Consider the following 19708-nt stretch of genomic DNA (forward strand, 5'->3'; position numbering starts at 1 on the left):
TATACCCCTGAAACTCACGGGTATGAATCACGCAGGCGGGATGACGGCAACCAAATTAATAGGTCCAGAACCTAAGCCGTGGCTAACTGTCCACGCAGCCAAGCTTTGAACAGGTCGACATCGATATGCGAAACGTTCAAATGCCGGGCCGCAGCCTCGAAGCTGCATAACCAACTATGGGTATTGGGTTTGATCTAATCTAGCGACAAATAGTTTTTGTGGTAGATAGCCTGTTTTATCATTTTCACTTGCAGCTCAGGTCGCGATACAAGTTTTTGAATTGTCTCAAATCCGAACAGGAAATCTGGACTTGATCAAACCAGACGTCTCATCGACGAAAGTCAGGATTGCCGCATTCGTGGCCAATCCGGCGCTTGGCTTCGACTTTGTGGCAAACGCGGCCGGTCCTGGCGTTATTGCAGGTTCCAACGTCGTTCATCAGACAAAGGGGTCGGTGGCACCTTGTTCTCGGGAATCGCTTATCGACCGCTCACCTAGCGGATCTGTTTGTTTGGATTTTTCGTACACTCGGAAGGAATAGAAGATGAAAGTAGGGTTCATTGGACTTGGTAATGTCGGCGGAAAGCTTTCAGGCAGCCTTTTGCGGAACGGAATCGACCTGACGGTTCTTGATCTAAACCGCGACTTGATGGAAGCGGCGGCGGCCAAGGGTGCCAAGTTGGCGGAAAATGCCGCAACATTGATGCGTGATTGCGATGTCGTCATCACCTGCCTACCCTCGCCTGCCGCCTCGGACGCTGTCATGCAGGAGATGCTGCCAGAGGTGAAAGAAGGCAAGATCTGGCTGGAGATGTCTACCACTGATCAAGCTGAAGCCGAACGCCTTGGCGGTATCGTCATCGCCGCCGGTGGTGCCGCAGTCGATTGCCCGGTATCTGGCGGTTGCCACCGCGCCGACACTGGTAATATCTCGATCTTTGCGGGCTGTGACCGCTCAACGTTCGAGCGAGTTCTGCCGTTGCTGAAGACCATGGGACGACGTATCCTGCATACCGGTGAGCTTGGCAGCGCCTCGATGCTCAAGGTACTTACCAATTATCTGGCCACCGTCCATCTGGTCGCCAATGCCGAAGCGTTGGTGACGGCGAAGGCTGCAGGTATGGACCTGAACACAGCTTACGAGGCGATCAAAATTTCGTCCGGTAACAGCTTTTCCCATGTTACCGAAAGCCAGGTAATCCTGAACGGTTCGCGCGATATCTCATTCACCATGGATCTGGTGAAAAAAGATGTGGGCCTGTTCCAGAGTATTGCCGAACGAAACAATGTGCCGCTGGAAGTCTCACCCTTGATTTGCCAGATTTTTGACGACGGCATTGCACGCTATGGCGATCGCGAGCTATCGCCCAACATTATCCGCCGGTTAGAGGACGCCACCGGTCTTTCCATCCTTGCCCCCGGCTTCCCTGCGGAAATGGCGGATGACGAACCAGAAGAGCCTGGATACGAGGTGATCCCGCAGGGTTCGTCGCGCGTCTCTGCCGGCAGCTAGAGCCCGTTTCAGCAGCCACGAGCAAGTTGAGGGCAGGTATCATACCTGCCCCGACGGCCAATGCTCAGAGGCTCAGAGGCTCAATGCCCTTTGAACGGCGTCGCACCAGCTTACTCGGCCTCGAATTGCGGGACGGTATGATACAATGCGCAAAACAAAAAATCCGAGGATGAGGCGGATATACGATAGGGACGAAGGTCCGACAGGGCCGTATTGACACTGGGTGAGGGCGTCGGATGTGGACTGCCGACCGCCCAAAAACTCATTTCCTAACACGCCCTCTCTGTGATCCCGACACGCGCCTCTGTTCTTACCCGTCGAGCATAGCGAGAACAGCGTCACGATCGGACAGAACCAGCAACAAAGCGATATCATCCGGTTGTAGCTTTTCAAGTATCATTGATGCGGCTTGTGTGGGCGAAGCGGCTCTGAGTATTTGTTCTGCACCATACCCATGTTCCAACGCTGTCTTTTCGATCAGATCAGAAATTTCCCCCGAATCGCGGCCTCTTAGATATCCTTCCAGCTCGGTTGCGACGACCACGTTAGGTTGGAAATTCAGCGCTGTCGCGGTTACGTCCCGGATATCCTGATCCGATCTGTCCCCCGCATGGCTGAGCATGATGAAACGCCGTTTTGCTGGCAAGCTCGACAGCGCATCGCAAACGGCGGAAATCGAATGCGGGTTATGTGCAAAATCCACAAAGACCCGTGCCCCGTTGTATCGGAACTCGTTGCAACGGCCTGGATTATCCTTGGCGTCTGGTTTGAACCCGGCCAATCCATCCCGAGCCGCCTGAACGGGCAAGTCCAGCGCCAAAGCCAGGCACAAGGCCGCTAGCGCGTTCAGGATATTGTATTTCGCAGCGCCGCCCATGGTCAGGGGAACATCGGAAACTGCAATCACCACCTGTTCCGCCGCACCGTCGAAAAACACGATATCACCCTGCCGCACATAGGCGCAGCACCTGTCTGCATCGCGCGCCTGGCGGATCAGGTCGTTCTGCGCGTCCAGCGAAAACCACCAGATATTCGCCGAGGTATTCTTCGCCTCGGCACGGACAAAGTCATCATCGGCATTCAGGACCAGCACGCCCCCTTCGGCCAATGTTCGATGTACGGCGAATTTGGCCTGGGCCAGTTCCGGCACCGTGTTGACCCCATATTGGCCCAGATGGTCGTTCGCCACATTGGTGACAGCCGCCGCCGTGGCGGCGCGGGTCGGCAGACCCCGGCGCAGGATGCCCCCACGGGCGACTTCAAGGCAGGCAACCTCCAGCCTTTTATCGCGCAGCAACATCCGCCCGCCGCCGGGGCCCGAGTAATCGCCACGGTCCAGTATATCATCGCCCACGCGGACAAACTCGGTCGAGGTTAGCCCGGCGACCTTGCCCGAAGCGCGCGCGATAGCCTCAAGCAGCCGGGTCGTAGTGGTCTTGCCGTTGGTTCCAGTGATGAACGCGACCGGGATATCATGCAGCGCAGACCAGTCCACCTCACCCGGGGTGGGCAGCCCATCAACAGGCCAAGTCTGACTGCCTGTACCATGCCCGATCGACACCTCGTCATCATCGCAAAGGATATCCACGCCATGCGCCTCAGCCGCGGCAATCAAGGCGATCAGTGCGGGATTGGCTTCCATTTCCATGACGCCTTTGACATCCGCAACCATCTGATCGAAATCTCCGGGCTCGGATGCCAGCAGTTCTGCAGCACAGAAATGCCAGGCGGTTTGCGCTGCGAATATCCCGGAATAGAGCTGATCCATCGGTGCCGAGATCGCCAGATTGACGCCGCCCGTAAAGGTACGGTGGATCAGACCCTGCCCCTGCCAGCCCAGTGCGTCCAGAACCCGGCGCGCATGCTTCTCCCACAAGTCGGTGATCTGCGTCGCGTCGATATCAGTGAAGAAAACATCCATCACAGCGCCGGGTCGGTTCCATAGCAGGCCCGGCCCGGTCAGACGCCGGGCGTCATCCACCTGAATATGGTCAACGGTCGCGCTTTCTATTGTCAGCGCGGTCTCAAGCTCTTCGATCCGGTCCATTCCGGTGCCTCCGCTCAATCCGCGTCTTCGCTGATTTCACGGGCCAGACGCACGCCACGCTCATCCCGGATCAGGTTCTGGTCGCCTTCGAACATATCTTCGAACGAGGTTTCGGCGGGGGCTGCCACAGGTGCGACCTCGGGTTCTTCGCCATCAGAATTGAAATAGATGATCTGTTTCCAGCAGCGCGTTGTGTCATCACCAAAGATCACCAACAGATCGCCCTGTCCGGCCTGCACCAACGCGGCACTGACCGCTTCAACCTCGTCGGGGATGACCGTGATGGCTGCGGCATCCACGCCGTTGTCGATCAGGGCTTGACGCATCATCTGCGGCACCTCGTCATGCCCGCGTCCGCGACGGCGGTCATCTGCCTTGCAGATGAAATGATCAAAATGTCCGGCCAGGGCGGCGGCCCCATCGACAATATCTTCGTCGCGCCGGTCGCCAGGCATCGCTACCACGCACAGCCTGCGGCCCTTGATCTCTAACTGATCGGCCAGCGCCGCCATCGCTTTCAGCGCGGCGGGGTTATGGCCATAATCGAGGATCACCTTGAAGGGATGTTCGTCATAGACATTCATCCGTCCAGGTGCCTGAAAATAGCTGGTGTCGAAGGTGCGCAGCCCATGACGGATATTATCTAGGTCCACGCCGAAACTATAGGCCATCGCGGCGGCGAACATCGCATTCTGGACGTTGAAAATTGCCTTGCCTTCCAACGTCGCCGGGATCAGATGCGACCACAGAACCGGGATATGAAGCCCGTTGTCATAGATGGTCAGCATGTCACCATTCATGCCTTTTTCAAGCACGATAGCCTTGCCGCCGGCCTTGATATGTTCCTTGACCAGACTGTGCGCTGGATTGGTCGTGACATAGAAAATCTGATCCGCTTGAGCGTAGTCGGCCATTTTCAGACAGTTGATGTCATCGGCATTCAGCACTGCAGTATCCACAGCGCTTTCAACCACCACGCGCTTGACAACGGCCAGCTCCTCGACCGTGTTTATGCCGCCGAGACCCAGATGATCGGCCGAGACATTCAGACACGCCGCCACGTTCGACCGCTGATAGCCCAGACCGGACCGCACAAGCCCGCCGCGTGCGGTTTCCATCACCGCAAAATCGACCGCCGGATCACGCAGGACGATCTGTGCGGATTTCGGTCCCGTCATATCGCCCTTGACGCTTAGTTTACCGTCCACATAGACGCCATCGGTCGAGGTCATGCCAACGGTCTTGCTGCTGGTTTTCATAATATGCCCCAGCATCCGCGAGGTCGTCGTCTTGCCGTTGGTTCCTGTGATCGCCGCAATCGGGATGCGGGTTTCCTCATTGGCTGGGAACAACATGTCGATCACTCTGCCCGCCACGTCGCGGGGCTGACCTTCGGACGGCGCCACGTGCATCCGAAAGCCCGGGGCGGCGTTCACCTCGACGATAGCTCCGCCAATATCCTTGTAGGATTTGGTGATGTCGTCGATCAGAAAATCCACACCTCCCACATCCAATCCAACCGCCATTATGGCGCGTTCGGCCATGTCACGATTGTCAGGATGCACCACATCCGTCAGATCAATCGCTGTACCCCCCGTCGACAGATTTGCCGTTGAACGGAGATAGAAGATCTCGCCTTCCGACAGCACGGTTTCTTCGGTCACGCCCGCATTCTCCATCAGGCGTTTGGCCTGATTGTCGATTTCCAGCATGGTCAGCACTTTCTCGTGTCCGATGCCACGGCGCGGATCCTGGTTCACGATGTCAACCAGTTCGGCAATCGTGTGTGTGCCGTCACCAACGACATGTCCGGGGACACGCTTGGCCACCGCAACCAGTTTGTTGTTCACAACCAGCATTCGGTGGTCAAAACCGGTGATGAAGCTTTCCACCAGAATGGCCCTGCTGCGAGAATGTTCCTTGGCTTCGGCAAAACCGGCCTCGACCTCGGACTCTGAATTCAGATTGATCGAAACACCACGCCCATGATTGGCGTCAAGCGGCTTGACGACGACAGGAAATCCAATACGCCCCGCTGCTTTTGCCGCCTCGCGCGCCGAATAGACCATGCGCTGCTGTGGTACCGGCAGGCCCAGATCGTTCAGCAGATTGTGGGTATCTTCCTTGTCGCAGGAAATCTCGACCGAGATATGTTTGGTCTCAGAAGTGATGGTAGCCTGGATGCGTTTCTGATACTTCCCGTGTCCGAACTGCACCAGCGAGCCAGAGTTCAGCCTGATCCACGGAATGTCCCGCTCTTGTGCCGCCTTGACCAACGAGCCGGTCGAGGGGCCAAATTCTTTGCGCTGCGCCCGCAGCACAAAGCTGCGTAACTCATCATCCCAGTTGAAATCCGGATCGAAGTCGTAATCCACCTGGTCCTTGAGGGAGTGTGGCAACAGATGCATTAGCAGACGCATCGCCAGCTTGCCCGCATCCAGTCCGACATCGCGCTGGCGGTATTCATAGACCATGTTGTACTGGCCGGGTTCGCCAGTGCCGCGCGTTCGGCCAAAAGTCACATCCGTACCAGCTACGTTCTGCACCTCGATAGCGCAATGTTCCAGCACATGACCCAGCCATGTGCCCTCATCTTCGCGCAGGCGGCGGATGAACCCGCCGGGTTCGCGATAGGAACAGCCATGTTCTGCCAAACCGGGAAGTGCCGCGACCAGAGCGTCGATAAATTCCGAACCAATTTTTGCCGAAGGCCATTCTTCCAGAATACCCACATCGATAACGTGGCGAATAACCGGAAAACTTGCCCAAACATTCGGGCCGACAAAGACGTTGGTCGAAATTACTTTCATGAGGCACCCTGTTGGTTAGTTTTTATTTTCCCCCGCCGGCGCCCTCGTCCCCGGACAGGTCCGGCAATGTACAGAACGCCATATGCTCATCCGGCGGAAACGCCTGGCGAGCCGTCAGATCATAACGGCACCCTTCGCCCAGAACGTCAAGCCGAAGTCCCAGAAGGCTCAACGCCTCTCCGCGACGGGCATCCCACATCGATGAATGCGTCAGATGGCTGGCATCCACCACAGTGACCGTTCCGCTGCCCACTACCTCAAGGACGTTATCGGGCCCAATGAAGGCCGCCGTGTCTTCGTCAACGCCCAGCCCGATCAGGAAAGGGTTGAAAGATGAGGCGGTTAACAGGCGCCCCAGGCGGTTACGCTGCGTGAAATGCTGGTCAATGATGACCGCATTGGTCAAACCCATGCCCGGGGCCAGAGTGATATTGCCTTCAGCCGGGGCCGAATTGCTGCTGCCGCCTGCAACCATATGCTCGGACATGACCGACGCCCCGGCTGAGGTTCCCGCAATCGGTATCCCCGCCGCATTCCGGCGCCGGATTTTCTGAGCAACAAGCGTGCCACCCAGAATCGCCGACAACCGAAGCTGGTTCCCGCCGGTCATGAATATCCCAGTGGCGCGGTCCAACATCTCGGCATAGTCGGGATTGTCGCAATCGGCGCGGCGCGAGATGGGCAGGAACTCAACCTGACCCGCTCCAAGCTCAGAGAAAATGCGGTTATAATCCGGCCCTGTTTCTTCCAGCATCGAGGCTGTCGGGATCACGACAATATCGGCATCGCCGCCGCCGGACAGCTCCACGAATTTGCGGTGAATCTGCATTTCCTTGACGCGGTCTTCGCCACCGCCGATCGGGATGATGAACCCGCGCGGGGTCTCTGCATCAATGGGTGCAGGGCACATATCTTAACTACCTTCCGGAGCTATAGCGGGCAGCCACCGGGGACCGCGCGGACGTTCAAATCTGTTCATACATGCCGCGCCGGGCTATCTGGCCATCGCGGACATGCCATTCCCCCCGGGCCATCACATGCCGCACAGCGGTGTTTTCGTCAAGAACCACCAGATCGGCGTCCATACCCACTTTCAAACGGCCCTTTCGATGTAGCCTGAGCAGATCGGCGACATTAGAGGTCATCGGAGCAAGCGCATCAGACAGAGGCATTCCTTTATCGGTCAGGTCGCGCAGTGTTTCAGGCAGAGTGTCGGACAACCCCACACCAAACCGTGTCAGATTGCCCTCACGGTCAAAGGCCGGCAGGCAGCCACCCCCGTCAGAGCTGATGGTGAACCGGTCCGCGCGGCCACCTTGATCGCGGAACTGGATATAGGCCTCGGCGGCTGATATGCCCGGCTCGATATGCTCGCATGGGAATGCGGTCGCGTCGATGTAACATCCGTGCCGCGCCAACGCGACAGCCTGTTCAAAGAGGGGTTTGTTGCGATTGACATGAGTTGGATTGAAGACGCGTGCGGGGATTTCGCAGGTCGCGATTGCCTGTTCCAACATCGACAGGCCCCTGTCGCCGTCGCCCATATGGCAATGCACGATCCCTGCCTTGCCGGTCATCAGGCCCGCGACATGCGCCTCACTTGCGATCCGCAGAAACTCGTCCATTGTCGGTTGGCTTGACCGGTGATCACTGATCGCCAGCTCCCCAACGCCGATAACCGGATCAAGGAATACGATATCACCCCGGGCGGAACCGGTCAGGGTGGTCAGAGGGACGTGATAGCCACCAGTGTGACACCAAGCCGAAAGCCCCTCCTCCCGCAGCCCATAGGCCTGCTGCACCAACGTCTGCGTGTTGCGGGTCAGATCGTCCGTCCCCAACACCCCGACAACCGACGTGACCCCGGCACGGGTGAACGAGGACAAGACCATCGGCGGCACCCGGCTGGCTGGCCCGGTTTCACCGCCACCACCCGTGATATGCGCATGTCCGTCGATCAAACCCGGAACAACCGATGCACCTTCGACGTCAACGACTTCAGCCTGAAGCGGATCCGGCAGTTCGGGTTGAGCGCTACCGAGGTAAATAATGCGTTCCCCCGCGGTGAGAATATGGCCTAGACCAACAGGCTCAGGCGTATAGAGCCGCGCATTCTTGATCAGTTTCAACACGTTTCATACCCGTCAGTAAGAGCAAAGACATTCTTTCTTGCACTGAAAGTCAGCAGAAGAACCATCCCTTAATTCGGAGAAAGCGTAAATGTCGGGCGCAGGCCATAAAGGCAAATCTTTAGGAGCGCTGAGGTAAAGCTGGGCATTTGCGCAATTCGCCGCGCCCGTCGCTTTCGGATCGGAACAACCGTAAGAAGCGAATGTAGCGGAGGCAGTGAAACCTTTGTTGACAGCCGCCTCACTGAGAAAAGGCCCGCTGGAATGGTGGGCCTTTCTATTTTCACGTTCAGCTCTTTTTGCCGACATTTTCTTCGAATGAGACTTCAAAAGCCGCCTTTTTTTCAGGGCTGGCTTCGGTCTGATACTTGGCTTTCCATTCGCTCATGGTCATCCCGTAAAAGATCTGACGGGCTTCGTCCTTGTCCATCTCAATGCCCTGTTCATTGGCCGCTTCCTGATACCAGCGCGACAGGCAGTTGCGGCAAAATCCGGCCAGGTTCATCATGTCGATGTTCTGAACATCGGTCCTGTCTTCCATCAGGTGCTGCTGCAACCTGCGGAATGCGGCGGCCTGAAGTTCGGTTTCAGTTTTCTGGTCCATGTTCTCGCTCCGGATGCTTGCCCAATATGTTCAAGATGACCTAACAACCAAAGCGGGCCGTTTCAATCATCAGCAACACCTCAGTGCGCTAGGCCAGTTTCAACGCCAGCCAGGGCACGATGGAAAAGATAAGCACCAGAATTTTGTAATTGGCCAGATACCTGAAATACGCACGTTTTACATCCGCGCGGTCCATCTGGAACATCCGACTATGGATGCCAGCCGCCCAATCCTGCATCAGCACGACCATCAGGGTCGAAAATAGTAACACAGCAAGGTTGATCACCACCATCCAGCCGAAAACAGATGTCAAAAGCTCTTGCGTCATGATCGCCTCCTTTCGCCTGATATATGGGGTTTCGGGCGTGGTCGCTCAATGGTGCGTGTGCTCTCAGCTGCCGAAAGTCACAATTCGCTATGCGAAAGGGCGTCTTCCAGGACAATTCCCAGACGCTCGGCCCATGCACGCTGCCCCGCGTGATCGGCGATCAGGTCATTGCGCAGTTCGATTAACGCATTAGGGCGGCCAAAGGCAGTGCAATGCTTGTCGATCGCATCGCCCGGCAGAACGCCAGTATAGGGTTCATTGACGCCAACACATAGGTCCTTTTCAGCCTGCAACCGGTGGATCAGTGGGCGCGAAAAACGCTCATCCGGAGTGTGCAGCACACCGACATGCCAGGGACGCGGTTCGCGTCCACGCAACTGCCGGGTGAAAGAATGCATCGACACGATCACCGCATGGGGCAGTGCGGCCAGCTCAGCCAATGCCCTATGGTAAGGGCGGTAACATATGTTCAGACGCCGCTCGCGCTCATCCGCATCGGCGCTACGGTTGCCGGGAATGATTGACCCATCATACAGTTTCATCACAAGAGTCGGGTCGTCCTCGCCTCGGTTCGGATCGATCACAAGGCGCGAGAAATTCGCGGCGATCACAGGCGCGTTCAGAATTTCACCCAGATGTTTCGATACTTCATAGGCGCCCACGTCATAGGCGATGTGGCGCTCCATATCCTCACGCGGCAAGCCAAGATCCCCACCATTGATTCCCGGTGGAACAGTATTGGTCGCGTGGTCACATGTGATCAGCCAGCGGGAAGGGCGATCCGCGCCATGGATAAAAAACGGAGAATACGTCATAAGCCTGTCATGTTGTTTCCGGCAGGTTTAGGACAGTTGCTTCGGAAAGGGAATTGCGCAATAAGCGGGCAGAGTCGATGTTTGCGGTAACATTCGCGCAAATTCAGGACATGATTTGAGGAGAACAAGGTCAATGCGACGCCTGAGAAATGTGAAAATCGTGGCGACGCTGGGGCCGGCGTCCAATGACTATGACACCATTCGCGCATTGCACGAAGCCGGAGCCGACGTATTTCGCCTGAACATGAGCCATGGCAGCCATGACGAAATCCGCGAGCGGCACCGGATCATCCGTCAGGTCGAAAAGGATCTGGACAGCCCTATCGCCATTCTTGCAGATCTGCAGGGGCCAAAGCTGCGTGTCGGCGTATTTGCCAATGATGCGGAAGAGCTGATCGAGGGTGCCGTGTTTCGGTTGGATCTGGATCCGGCCCCGGGCGACGCAGGCCGCGTATGCCTGCCCCATCCCGAGATTTTTGCTGCGCTGGAACCCGGTGCGCGCCTCTTGGTCAATGATGGCAAAATTCGCCTGATCGTACAGGATTGCGGCCAGGATCATGCTAATTGTACCGTCGAGGTCGGCGGGACAATTTCGAACCGAAAGGGCGTGAACGTGCCGGATGTCGTGCTGCCCTTGGCTGCGTTGTCCGCCAAGGATCGTGGTGATCTGGAATTCGTCTGCCAGCTGGGTGTGGATTGGTTGGCGCTGAGTTTCGTTCAGCGGGCCAAGGATGTTTTTGAGGCTCGGGCACTGGCCGATGGGCGCGCCTCGATCCTGTCCAAGATTGAAAAGCCTGCTGCGGTTGAAGCGTTTGACGACATCCTCGATGCCTCTGACGGCATTATGGTTGCGCGCGGAGATCTGGGCGTGGAGCTACCGGTTTCCGCGGTACCCCCGATCCAGAAACGTCTGGTCCGCCGGTGCCGTAGCGCCGCCAAGCCGGTGATTGTGGCCACACAGATGCTGGAAAGCATGATCGAAAGCCCGATGCCCACACGCGCCGAGGTTTCAGATGTGGCAACCGCAATCTACGAAGGCACGGATGCCATCATGCTGAGTGCGGAATCTGCCGCTGGCTCATATCCGATCGAGGCCGTGCAGACCATGAACAAGGTCGCCATCGAGGTCGAAGCCGACCCCACTTATGATCAGATTATCGCAGCATCGCGCACGGCGAAGGGGACTACCGTGGCCGACGGCATCGTCGCCGCCGCTCGCGAAATTGCCGAGAAAACGGATATCAAGGCCATCTGTTGTTTCACTCAAAGCGGCACAACTGCGCTGTTGACCGCGCGCGAACGCCCCGGAGTTCCGATCATTGCAATGACCCCGGCAAAGGGAACGGCCCGTCGGTTATGCCTGAGCTGGGGCTGCCATTGCGTAATGACGCCCGAGCTTGAGCGTTTCAAAGGGGCGGTCGTGAGCGCCGCCCGTGCTGCTCGTTCTGGTGGATTTGCAACTGACACGGATCAGATCGTTGTCACCGCTGGTGTTCCGTTCAACGTGCCCGGCACGACCAATATCCTGCGGATCGCGCCTTGCGACGAAAGGCTGATCTATAACACGGATCCTGGCTGATCAGGCGGGTATGACATTCTGCCCGACCGGTTCCTTGACGATTTCCATCACGGTAAAGGAACTGGTCTGGTGAATGCCCGGAAGCTTATTGATCTTTTCCCCCAGGGTCTGGCGGAAATGGGCGATGTCGCGTGTGCGAACGGTTAACAGATAATCAAACGACCCCGCCACCATCAGGCAGCTTTCGATTTCGGTGACATCGCGCACGGCATCGTTGAATTTATCCAATGAGTTCTCAGACGTTGCAGCCAGGGAAACCTGCACAACCGTCATATGCCCGAGACCCAACCGCTCCTTGTCCAGAACGGCGCTGTATCCGGTGATATAGCCGGTTCTTTCCAGTCGTTTTACACGCTCTGAGCACGGGGTGTTGGTCAGGTTTACCCGCATGGCAAGCTCGACGATTGGCAGGCGGCCATTGGCTTCCAATTCCTGCAGGATGCGTTGATCGATCTTGTCCAATTCTCTGTCCATTAGGTAAATTCCCTGTAATTTTGGCGCATAATGGGATAATTTACTGAGAATAGACCAAAAATAATACCATTTCCTAGTGATTTTTCCTGATACTGACTTGAGGGCAGTCTACAATAAATGCTCCAAGTTCCGGCTGCCCTGCCGGGGGCACGGGCCCCGGTCAAATGAACAATAAATGGAGGAACGAGATGACAACAAAAATTGTCATAGGACTGGACGGGACAGAATCCGGAGAACGTGCCATCGCCTTCGCCAAAGATTTGGCTGAAAGAATTGGTTCATGCGAGCTTCTGGTTGCATATGTCATTGAATGGTCGCCCTACACTTTTCAGACACCTGAAGAAAACGCAAAGCGGCACATGCGGCGTGAGGAGGAGATTGAACTAGCAACGACACGGGTGGTGGCACCCGCCGTCGACGCCCTGAAGGCCGCGGGTTTCGCCGCGACCGGAGTGGTGCGCCACGGAGATGTGGCTGAAACGCTGAATGCCATCACGGTAGACAGCAAGGCCGTACAGATTGTCGTTGGACGCTCGTCCGCGGATGGCCTCAAAAAGCGTATCTTCGGCAGCTCAACGCAAAACCTTGTAATGCATGCCGATGTACCGGTCACGGTCGTGAATTGAGGGAGGCACAGGAATGAAAACACTATCTCAACTGGGATTGGCAGCCGCCACCCTGATGGCCAGCCCCGTCGCCGCGCAAGAGGCGCCCGGGTTGGACGAAAAGATCAATCAGGCTTTTGCTGATATCACTGGGCCATTCGTTAGCTTCATATTCGCACCAATTCCCGGGACAGGATTTCCCTGGATCGTGATGTGGTTGGTTATCGCGGCGTCGGTCTTTACTCTGTACTTTGCTTTTGTGCAGATGCGCTTTTTCGGCCACGCGATAAGTCTGGTCAAAGGCGACTATTCCGATCCCAACGATGCTGGTGAGGTTAGCCACTTTCAGGCATTGGCCACTGCCCTGTCGGGCACGGTCGGGCTTGGCAATATCGCAGGCGTTGCCGTTGCTGTTGGCATTGGTGGCCCCGGGGCGACCTTCTGGATGATCCTGGCTGGTCTTCTGGGCATGGCGTCAAAATTCACCGAATGTACACTTGGCGTAAAGTATCGCAACGAATACGAAGACGGCAGCGTCTCGGGCGGCCCGATGTACTATATGTCCAAGGGTTTTGACGAGCTTGGCCTGCCCGGAGGTAAGATTCTGGCGGTTGTGTTCTCGATCTTCTGTATTCTTGGAGCGCTGGGCGGGGGCAACATGTTCCAGGCCAATCAGGCGCATCAGCAGATTGCAGGCATCGTCGGGAATTACCCGGGTTGGATCACCGGTGTGGTCTTTGCGGTTGTCGTGTTCATGGTGATCGTCGGTGGACTTAAATCCATCGCGCGAGTGACTGAAAAAGTTGTGCCCTTTATGGGCGTGATGTATGTCGCGGCGGCTCTGGTCATCATCGTCATGAATGCGGATATGATCGGTTGGGCCTTTGGTCAGATCTTTGCCGGTGCGTTTACCGGTCTTGGTGTGGCCGGCGGAATGGTCGGTGCTCTGATCCAGGGCTTCAAACGGGCCGCGTTCTCGAACGAGGCCGGCGTTGGGTCTGCTGCGATTGCCCACTCGGCGGTGCGCACAAAGGAGCCGATCACAGAAGGCTTTGTTTCGCTGCTTGAGCCGTTCATCGATACGGTCGTGATCTGTACCATGACCGCGCTGGTGATCATCATCACACAGCAGCTGATCATCGACCCCGAGACCGGCAACTATATGTTGAACGGAGCAGGAAGCGCTATTGCGACCGTTGACGGCAACTCGGGCGTCAGCCTGACCTCTGCCGCCTTTGGCAGCGCGTTCAGCTGGTTCCCCTATGTTCTGGCGATTGCGGTGATCCTTTTTGCTTTCTCGACTATGATCAGCTGGTCCTACTATGGCCTGAAGGCCTGGACCTATCTGTTCGGTGAGGGGCACACCAAAGAGCTGGTGTTCAAGATCATCTTCTGCGTCTTCGTGGTGATCGGTGCTGCGGCCAACCTCGGCCCGGTTATCGACTTCTCGGATGCGGCGATCTTTGCGATGGCGGTTGTGAACGTCTTTGCGCTCTACTTCCTGATGAAGATCGTTCGTCAGGAACTGGCATCGTATAGTGAAAGACTGAAAAGCGGTGAGATCCGCAAATACGGTCACTAAATAGACCACCGGGGCGGCCTGCGTCGCCCCGGTGCCTGACTGGGCTGCTAAAATTGCAGATTCAGCCAAAACCCCCTTGCCAGTATGGTCGAACTTGCGTAAACGGCGCTTCTGATCGCGTGACCGGCCGAGATGGCATGCCGAGTCGCGTTTCGAACCGAACCCCGAAAGGAGACGGAAATGCCTAAGATGAAGACAAAGTCGAGCGCCAAAAAGCGCTTTAAGGTGACTGCGACCGGTAAGGTCCTTGCTGGCCAGGCCGGCAAACGTCACGGCATGATCAAGCGGACCAAGAAATTCATCCGCGATGCTCGTGGCAACACCACCCTGTCCGCCCCCGACGCCAAAATCGTCAAGGGCTATATGCCCTACGATCGATAAGAGGAGATTAAGACATGTCCCGCGTTAAAGGTGGAACCGTAACTCACGCCCGTCACAAGAAGGTTATCAAGGCCGCCAAAGGTTACTATGGCCGCCGCAAAAGCACCTTCAAGGTTGCCCGTCAGGCCGTAGACAAGGCCAACCAATATGCAACCCGCGACCGTAAGAACCGCAAGCGTAACTTCCGCGCGCTCTGGATCCAGCGGATCAACGCTGCTGTACGTTCGCATGACGAAGCCCTGACATATTCCCGCTTCATCAACGGCCTGAACCTGGCCGGTATTGAAGTGGACCGTAAAGTTCTGGCCGATCTGGCCGTGCACGAACCGGAAGCGTTCGGCGCGATCGTCGCCCAGGCTCAGGCTGCTCTGACCGCCTGATCCTCTGTAAAGAGACAGTGAATAAAGGGCCGTTCCGTTTGGGGCGGCCTTTTTTGTTACTGGTAACTGGTAGGGTCCGCTTTGAACCAAGAAGGCCGGATGCTGTGCAATGTCTGTCTGCCCGATTACTGAGAACGGTCAAACGATCTTGGGTTTATTTGCGATTTGGCTCACATAGGACATAAAACCAAAAAACATCTTGGCAGATACTCTGCGTTTCGCTTCTGATTTCAAAGCCTCTGCAGTTTCGGAAAATAACAGACCCTCTTCCACCATGCGGTCCGCTCCGCGTTCAATTACGGTGAGAAAATAGGTCGCTTCCCCTTCTGCCACATATCCATGACCTTTCCGGGCCCCAAGTTGAAATCCGGCATCGACCAGGATGCCTGAAATCTGACGCATTATCCAAAGATTAGTGACATTTTGATTGATCATGAATTTGATGAGTTGATCGAGCGGATCAAAGTCCGCGATCTGCGCAGTTGCGGTACTGTAGTCGCCATCACAAATTGCCAGTACACCTCCGGGCTTCAAAAGGCGGAAGGCCTCTTGGACAACGTCTTCAGGTCCAGGGACGTGGCACAACAACGTGTGCATTAACACAAGGTCAAAGGTCTCGCTTTCAAAACCTGTGTTTTTGGCATCCCCGATATCGAAGCTAAGTCGATCATCATCCCCAAAGCTCTTCTGGGCCCGTGCGACCATGACGGGCGAGGGTTCAATTCCATGGGCCGTTGCGGCTCCTGCAAGCTCCAACAAATCTCGGGTAACGTGTCCTGTTCCTGAACCAAGCTCCAGCGCCCGTGCACCTTTGGGGAGCCTCAGGTTTTCCATGTAGGCTTTGCGAATTGCAATCTGCGCAGGCTCTAAACAGCGCACTTCCATTGCTGTTGCGATCCGCTCTTGAAGGGCGGTGTCTTGCGCGCCGAGGTCAGAGTATGGATCGGCCATAAGTTAACTCATTTGAAATGGACCACAGGAGGACATGATAGACCAACATTTTCATCGGCACCAATAGCCGCCATTGAGGCCCATTGGTCGTGTGACGGGGCATCTCCGGCCCTCTGCCCCCTAGCTACACCAGCAACACGTAGGGGCTTCGCCATCATCATGTGTGAAGTTGGCTCCTGAAAACCGCAACTCAGCGCGTAATATGCCGCCTGGTTTCGGCCATACCAATACCCTTTGTCAGGCTGAGTATGCCTATTCTCAAAGCGGCCTGTCAGGATGCAGGATCACCAACTATCGTGTTCAGTGCGCGCTCTGAGATTTTGGTGCCGCACCTTCTTTGCGCCGTTCATCCCGACCAAGATCTGCACGCGGCACCAAATGTTGTCAAATTCGTTGCGACCACCCCATGCCACACAAACGCCCAGCATGGGATTTCTTTAGAGTGCTGCCTTGCGGCTTTCGTCCAGATAAATCTCGCGCAGACGTTTGGCTATGGGTCCCGGCGTGCCGTCGCCCAGCGCTGTGCCGTCAATTTCAACCACAGGCATGACAAAAGCACTGGCAGAGGTGGTGAACGCCTCATCAGCCTCCTTGGCCTCGTCGATAGTGAACAGGCGTTCTTCGACAACCATCTGCGCTTCGGCTGCCATTCGCAGAACGGCCTTGCGGGTGATGCCGTGCAGGATGTCGCTCGACAAGGGCCGGGTGACAATCTTGTTGCCTTTGACAAAATACGCGTTGTTGCTGGTGCCCTCGGTCACATAGCCGCCTTCGACCATCCAGGCATCATCACAGCCCGCGGCCTTGGCCATCATCTTGCCCAGCGAGGGATAGAGCAGCTGTGTCGTCTTGATGTCGCGCCGGCCCCAACGGATATCCTCGATCGAGATGACCTTGGCACCTTTCCGGGCAGCAGGGCTGTCTGCCAGACCCGGCTTGTTTTGGGTGAACAAAACCAGTGTGGGTTTGGTATCAGCCGCAGGAAATGCAAAATCCCGGTCGCCGTCGCTGCCGCGCGTGACCTGAAGATAGACCAGCCCCTCTTCAATGCCGTTCAACTCAACCAGCTTGCGGTGGATCTCCAGCAGCTCGTCCTTCGCGCAGGGTTCAGCCATCTGTAATTCGTCCAGCGAGCGCTTGAGGCGGACCGCGTGGCCTTCGAAGTCGATCAGCTTGCCGTCCAGAACGCTGGTCACCTCATACACGGCATCGGCCATCAGGAAGCCACGATCAAAGATCGACACTGTGGCTTCGGTTTCGGGCAGGTAGTCGCCATTCACATAAACGGTGCGGGTCATGTCAATCTCCTTAGCCCCAGAGCGCCGCCAATGGCGGGTACACTCCGGCATCATCAAAAGTCAGCGGGTTGTCGCGGTCTTCGGCCAACAGAAGTGGTCCGTCAAGGTCCGTTACCATCGCACCCTGCGCCAGCAATGTCGCAGGGGCCATCGCCAAAGAGCTGCCGACCATACAGCCGACCATGATGTCATAGCCTTCAGCAATCGCCGCTTTGCGCAGCTCCAGCGCTTCGGTCAGACCTCCGGTCTTGTCGAGCTTGATGTTGATCACATCATATTTGCCCTTCAGTTTGGGCAGGCTGGCACGATCATGGCAGGATTCGTCGGCGCATACGGGAACCGGGCGCTCCATCCCGATCAGCGCGTCATCGTCACCGGCGGGCAGAGGTTGCTCGACCAAGGCCACACCCAGGCGCACAAGATGTGGCGCAAGATCGGTGTAAACGGCGGCGGACCAACCTTCATTTGCGTCCACGATGATTGTCGCATCCGGTGCGCCTGCGCGAACGGCTTCAAGTCGGGGCATGTCATCCGGCGTGCCCAGTTTGATCTTTAAAAGCGGGCGATGTGCATTCGCAGCCGCCTGCGCCTGCATCGCCTCGGCGGTGTCCAATGACAATGTATAGGCCGTGATTTCGGGGCCCGGCTGAGGCAGCCCAGCCAGATTCCAGACGCGTTTACCGGCACGCTTGGCCTCAAGATCCCACAGCGCACAATCTACGGCATTCCGTGCAGCGCCCGCAGGCAATAGGTCTATCAGTTGCACTCGGTCGAAACTGTCGGGCAATCCGGCAATTTCAGCCTCGACCGAATCCAGTGTTTCACCATAACGCGCATAGGGCACACATTCGCCCCAGCCCTGATACTGGCCGTCAGAAATGCGTACAGTCAGAACCTTGGCCTCGGTCCGTGACCCACGTGAAATTGTAAAGACCTGAGCCAGCCTGAATACATCGCGAGAGACGTCAATTTGCATAACATACCTTTTCCTGGCTGAGCCGCCCGGATTTTCCAATTTAGATCCGGGTCGGCGGGACCAGACCGCTTTATACTGCTGCCAGCGCGTCGACCAGCTTGCCTGCACCAAAACGGAACGGGTCCGTCGCGGGCAGCCCCATGTCGGCTTCGACCTGTGCCAGATAGGCGGATGCGTCTGCTTCGCTCATATGCTGCGTGTTGACCGAAACACCGATGACCTGACACTCAGGATTGGCAACCTTGGCCAGCGCCAGCGCCGTGTCCCGCAGAGCCTGCAAAGATGGCAAACTATAGGTCGGCAGACCGCGCATATGCTCGCGGGTGGGTTCATGGGACAGGATCAACGCGTCCGGTTGACCGCCATGGATCAACGCCATTGTCACACCGGAATATGACACATGAAACAGTGACCCTTGCCCTTCGATCAAATCCCAGTGGTCGTCATCATTGTCGGGTGTCAGCCATTCGACCGATCCCGCCATGAAATCTGCGATCACCGCGTCCAGCGGTACACCGTCACCGGTGATCAGAATGCCAGTCTGGCCAGTAGCTCGGAAGGTCGACTTCATGCCACGCTTGCGCATCTCGGCATCCATAGCCATCGCGGTGTACATCTTGCCAACCGAACAATCGGTGCCCACGGCAAGACAGCGCTTACCTTTACGTTTGATGCCGTTGGCGATTGGATAGTCGACCGACGGAACCCGCACATCATGCAGCTTGCGGCCTGTTGCTTCGGCGACTGCGACTAGATCGGGTTCATCACACAAAAGGTTGTGCAGGCCCGAGGCCAGGTCGAAACCTTCCTCCAATGCCATGACCAGCACCTTTTTCCATTCCTGACTGATCACACCGCCACGATTGGCCACGCCAATGACCAAAGTCTTGGCCCCGGCCTCTTTGGCCTTAGCCAGGGACATGTCGGTCAGGCCCAGATCGGCTTTACAGCCCTCCATCCGGTATTGACCCACGGCGTTTTCCGGACGCCAGTCCTTGATTCCAACGGCAACCTTGGCCGCCAGCTGGTCGGGCGCATCGCCCAAAAACAACAGATACGGTGTCTCGATCATTGCGGTGCACTCCTTTGATTCTGGCGCAGGCTATGGGACGGGCAAGGCGAGTGTTTCTCGATTTCGCCCAGCATCGCTGGATCCCGCAGGAAAATTTCGCGCAAATATCTCAGCTTGCGCAAAATTCTTTCAAGTTTTTAAAGCGATTAAACTTTAATCACCAG

Annotated in this window: 18 protein-coding genes; 6 read left to right on the top strand and 12 right to left on the bottom strand. The window is 56.7% G+C overall.

The genetic code is table 11. The features are described from left to right. The first annotated feature begins 544 nt into the window (after nucleotides 1-544). A complete protein-coding gene (locus tag AC2FIZ_RS11570; RefSeq protein ID WP_496689972.1) occupies nucleotides 545-1513 on the top strand; it encodes an NAD(P)-dependent oxidoreductase in 969 nt (322 codons plus the stop codon). A 310-nt stretch (nucleotides 1514-1823) separates the two neighbouring features. On the opposite strand, the gene AC2FIZ_RS11575 is transcribed toward AC2FIZ_RS11570, so the two are convergent. The 7 genes from AC2FIZ_RS11575 to AC2FIZ_RS11605 form a co-directional block, all read right to left on the bottom strand. Continuing rightward, nucleotides 1824-3560: a Mur ligase family protein gene (locus AC2FIZ_RS11575; RefSeq protein ID WP_281973122.1), complete on the bottom strand. Its 1737-nt coding sequence runs from the start codon at nucleotides 3558-3560 to the stop codon at nucleotides 1824-1826. A gap of 14 nt (nucleotides 3561-3574) precedes the next feature. Continuing rightward, nucleotides 3575-6370 carry a cyanophycin synthetase gene (cphA, locus tag AC2FIZ_RS11580; protein ID WP_281995545.1) on the bottom strand — a complete coding sequence of 932 codons (2796 nt, stop codon included), beginning with the start codon at nucleotides 6368-6370 and terminating at the stop codon, nucleotides 3575-3577. Nucleotides 6371-6392: 22 nt separating this feature from the next. After that, nucleotides 6393-7280: a cyanophycinase gene (locus tag AC2FIZ_RS11585; RefSeq protein ID WP_142637921.1), complete on the bottom strand. Its 888-nt coding sequence runs from the start codon at nucleotides 7278-7280 to the stop codon at nucleotides 6393-6395. 55 nt (nucleotides 7281-7335) lie between these two features. Then, nucleotides 7336-8502 carry a beta-aspartyl-peptidase gene (gene iadA / locus AC2FIZ_RS11590; protein WP_496791049.1) on the bottom strand — a complete coding sequence of 389 codons (1167 nt, stop codon included), beginning with the start codon at nucleotides 8500-8502 and terminating at the stop codon, nucleotides 7336-7338. A gap of 286 nt (nucleotides 8503-8788) precedes the next feature. Further along, nucleotides 8789-9103, bottom strand: coding sequence for a DUF1244 domain-containing protein (locus tag AC2FIZ_RS11595; RefSeq protein ID WP_496791050.1), 315 nt, complete (start codon nucleotides 9101-9103; stop codon nucleotides 8789-8791). An 88-nt stretch (nucleotides 9104-9191) separates the two neighbouring features. Beyond that, entirely contained in the window at nucleotides 9192-9431 is a 240-nt protein-coding gene (locus AC2FIZ_RS11600) for a DUF6868 family protein (protein ID WP_496696785.1), read from the bottom strand. Between the two features lie 77 nt (nucleotides 9432-9508). Further along, on the bottom strand, nucleotides 9509-10246 hold the full coding sequence (locus tag AC2FIZ_RS11605) for an N-formylglutamate amidohydrolase (protein ID WP_496708860.1): 738 nt from the start codon (nucleotides 10244-10246) through the stop codon (nucleotides 9509-9511). A 133-nt stretch (nucleotides 10247-10379) separates the two neighbouring features. Between AC2FIZ_RS11605 and pyk the strand changes: the two genes are divergently transcribed. Further along, nucleotides 10380-11825 carry a pyruvate kinase gene (pyk, locus tag AC2FIZ_RS11610; protein WP_142637911.1) on the top strand — a complete coding sequence of 482 codons (1446 nt, stop codon included), beginning with the start codon at nucleotides 10380-10382 and terminating at the stop codon, nucleotides 11823-11825. On the opposite strand, the gene AC2FIZ_RS11615 is transcribed toward pyk, so the two are convergent. Beyond that, nucleotides 11826-12299, bottom strand: coding sequence for an Lrp/AsnC family transcriptional regulator (locus tag AC2FIZ_RS11615; RefSeq protein ID WP_271950091.1), 474 nt, complete (start codon nucleotides 12297-12299; stop codon nucleotides 11826-11828). It abuts the gene before it with no gap. Between the two features lie 188 nt (nucleotides 12300-12487). On the opposite strand from AC2FIZ_RS11615, the gene AC2FIZ_RS11620 reads away from it, so the two are divergent. The 4 genes from AC2FIZ_RS11620 to rplT all read left to right on the top strand — a co-directional run bounded on the left by AC2FIZ_RS11620 (nucleotide 12488) and on the right by rplT (nucleotide 15247). Then, nucleotides 12488-12925, top strand: a complete 438-nt coding sequence (locus AC2FIZ_RS11620; protein ID WP_142637907.1) for a universal stress protein — start codon at nucleotides 12488-12490, stop codon at nucleotides 12923-12925. 13 nt (nucleotides 12926-12938) lie between these two features. Next, nucleotides 12939-14486, top strand: a complete 1548-nt coding sequence (locus AC2FIZ_RS11625) for an alanine/glycine:cation symporter family protein (RefSeq protein ID WP_282022059.1) — start codon at nucleotides 12939-12941, stop codon at nucleotides 14484-14486. A gap of 180 nt (nucleotides 14487-14666) precedes the next feature. Continuing rightward, a complete protein-coding gene (gene rpmI / locus AC2FIZ_RS11630) occupies nucleotides 14667-14867 on the top strand; it encodes a 50S ribosomal protein L35 (protein WP_010443552.1) in 201 nt (66 codons plus the stop codon). A 14-nt stretch (nucleotides 14868-14881) separates the two neighbouring features. Next, nucleotides 14882-15247 carry a 50S ribosomal protein L20 gene (gene rplT / locus AC2FIZ_RS11635; RefSeq protein ID WP_142637903.1) on the top strand — a complete coding sequence of 122 codons (366 nt, stop codon included), beginning with the start codon at nucleotides 14882-14884 and terminating at the stop codon, nucleotides 15245-15247. A 138-nt stretch (nucleotides 15248-15385) separates the two neighbouring features. Here rplT and AC2FIZ_RS11640 read toward each other — a convergent pair whose 3' ends face one another. The 4 genes from AC2FIZ_RS11640 to dgcN form a co-directional block, all read right to left on the bottom strand. After that, entirely contained in the window at nucleotides 15386-16198 is an 813-nt protein-coding gene (locus AC2FIZ_RS11640) for a methyltransferase domain-containing protein (protein ID WP_345742204.1), read from the bottom strand. A gap of 437 nt (nucleotides 16199-16635) precedes the next feature. Then, entirely contained in the window at nucleotides 16636-17496 is an 861-nt protein-coding gene (locus AC2FIZ_RS11645) for a D-amino-acid transaminase (protein ID WP_142637899.1), read from the bottom strand. A 10-nt stretch (nucleotides 17497-17506) separates the two neighbouring features. Continuing rightward, nucleotides 17507-18472 (bottom strand): N-acetyl-D-Glu racemase DgcA, encoded by a 966-nt coding sequence (gene dgcA, locus AC2FIZ_RS11650; protein ID WP_281973128.1) that lies wholly within the window; start codon nucleotides 18470-18472, stop codon nucleotides 17507-17509. Between the two features lie 70 nt (nucleotides 18473-18542). Next, on the bottom strand, nucleotides 18543-19544 hold the full coding sequence (dgcN, locus tag AC2FIZ_RS11655) for an N-acetyltransferase DgcN (protein ID WP_271950080.1): 1002 nt from the start codon (nucleotides 19542-19544) through the stop codon (nucleotides 18543-18545). Between the last annotated feature and the right edge of the window lie 164 nt (nucleotides 19545-19708).

This window comes from Ruegeria sp. CDSB022, assembly GCF_059611145.1.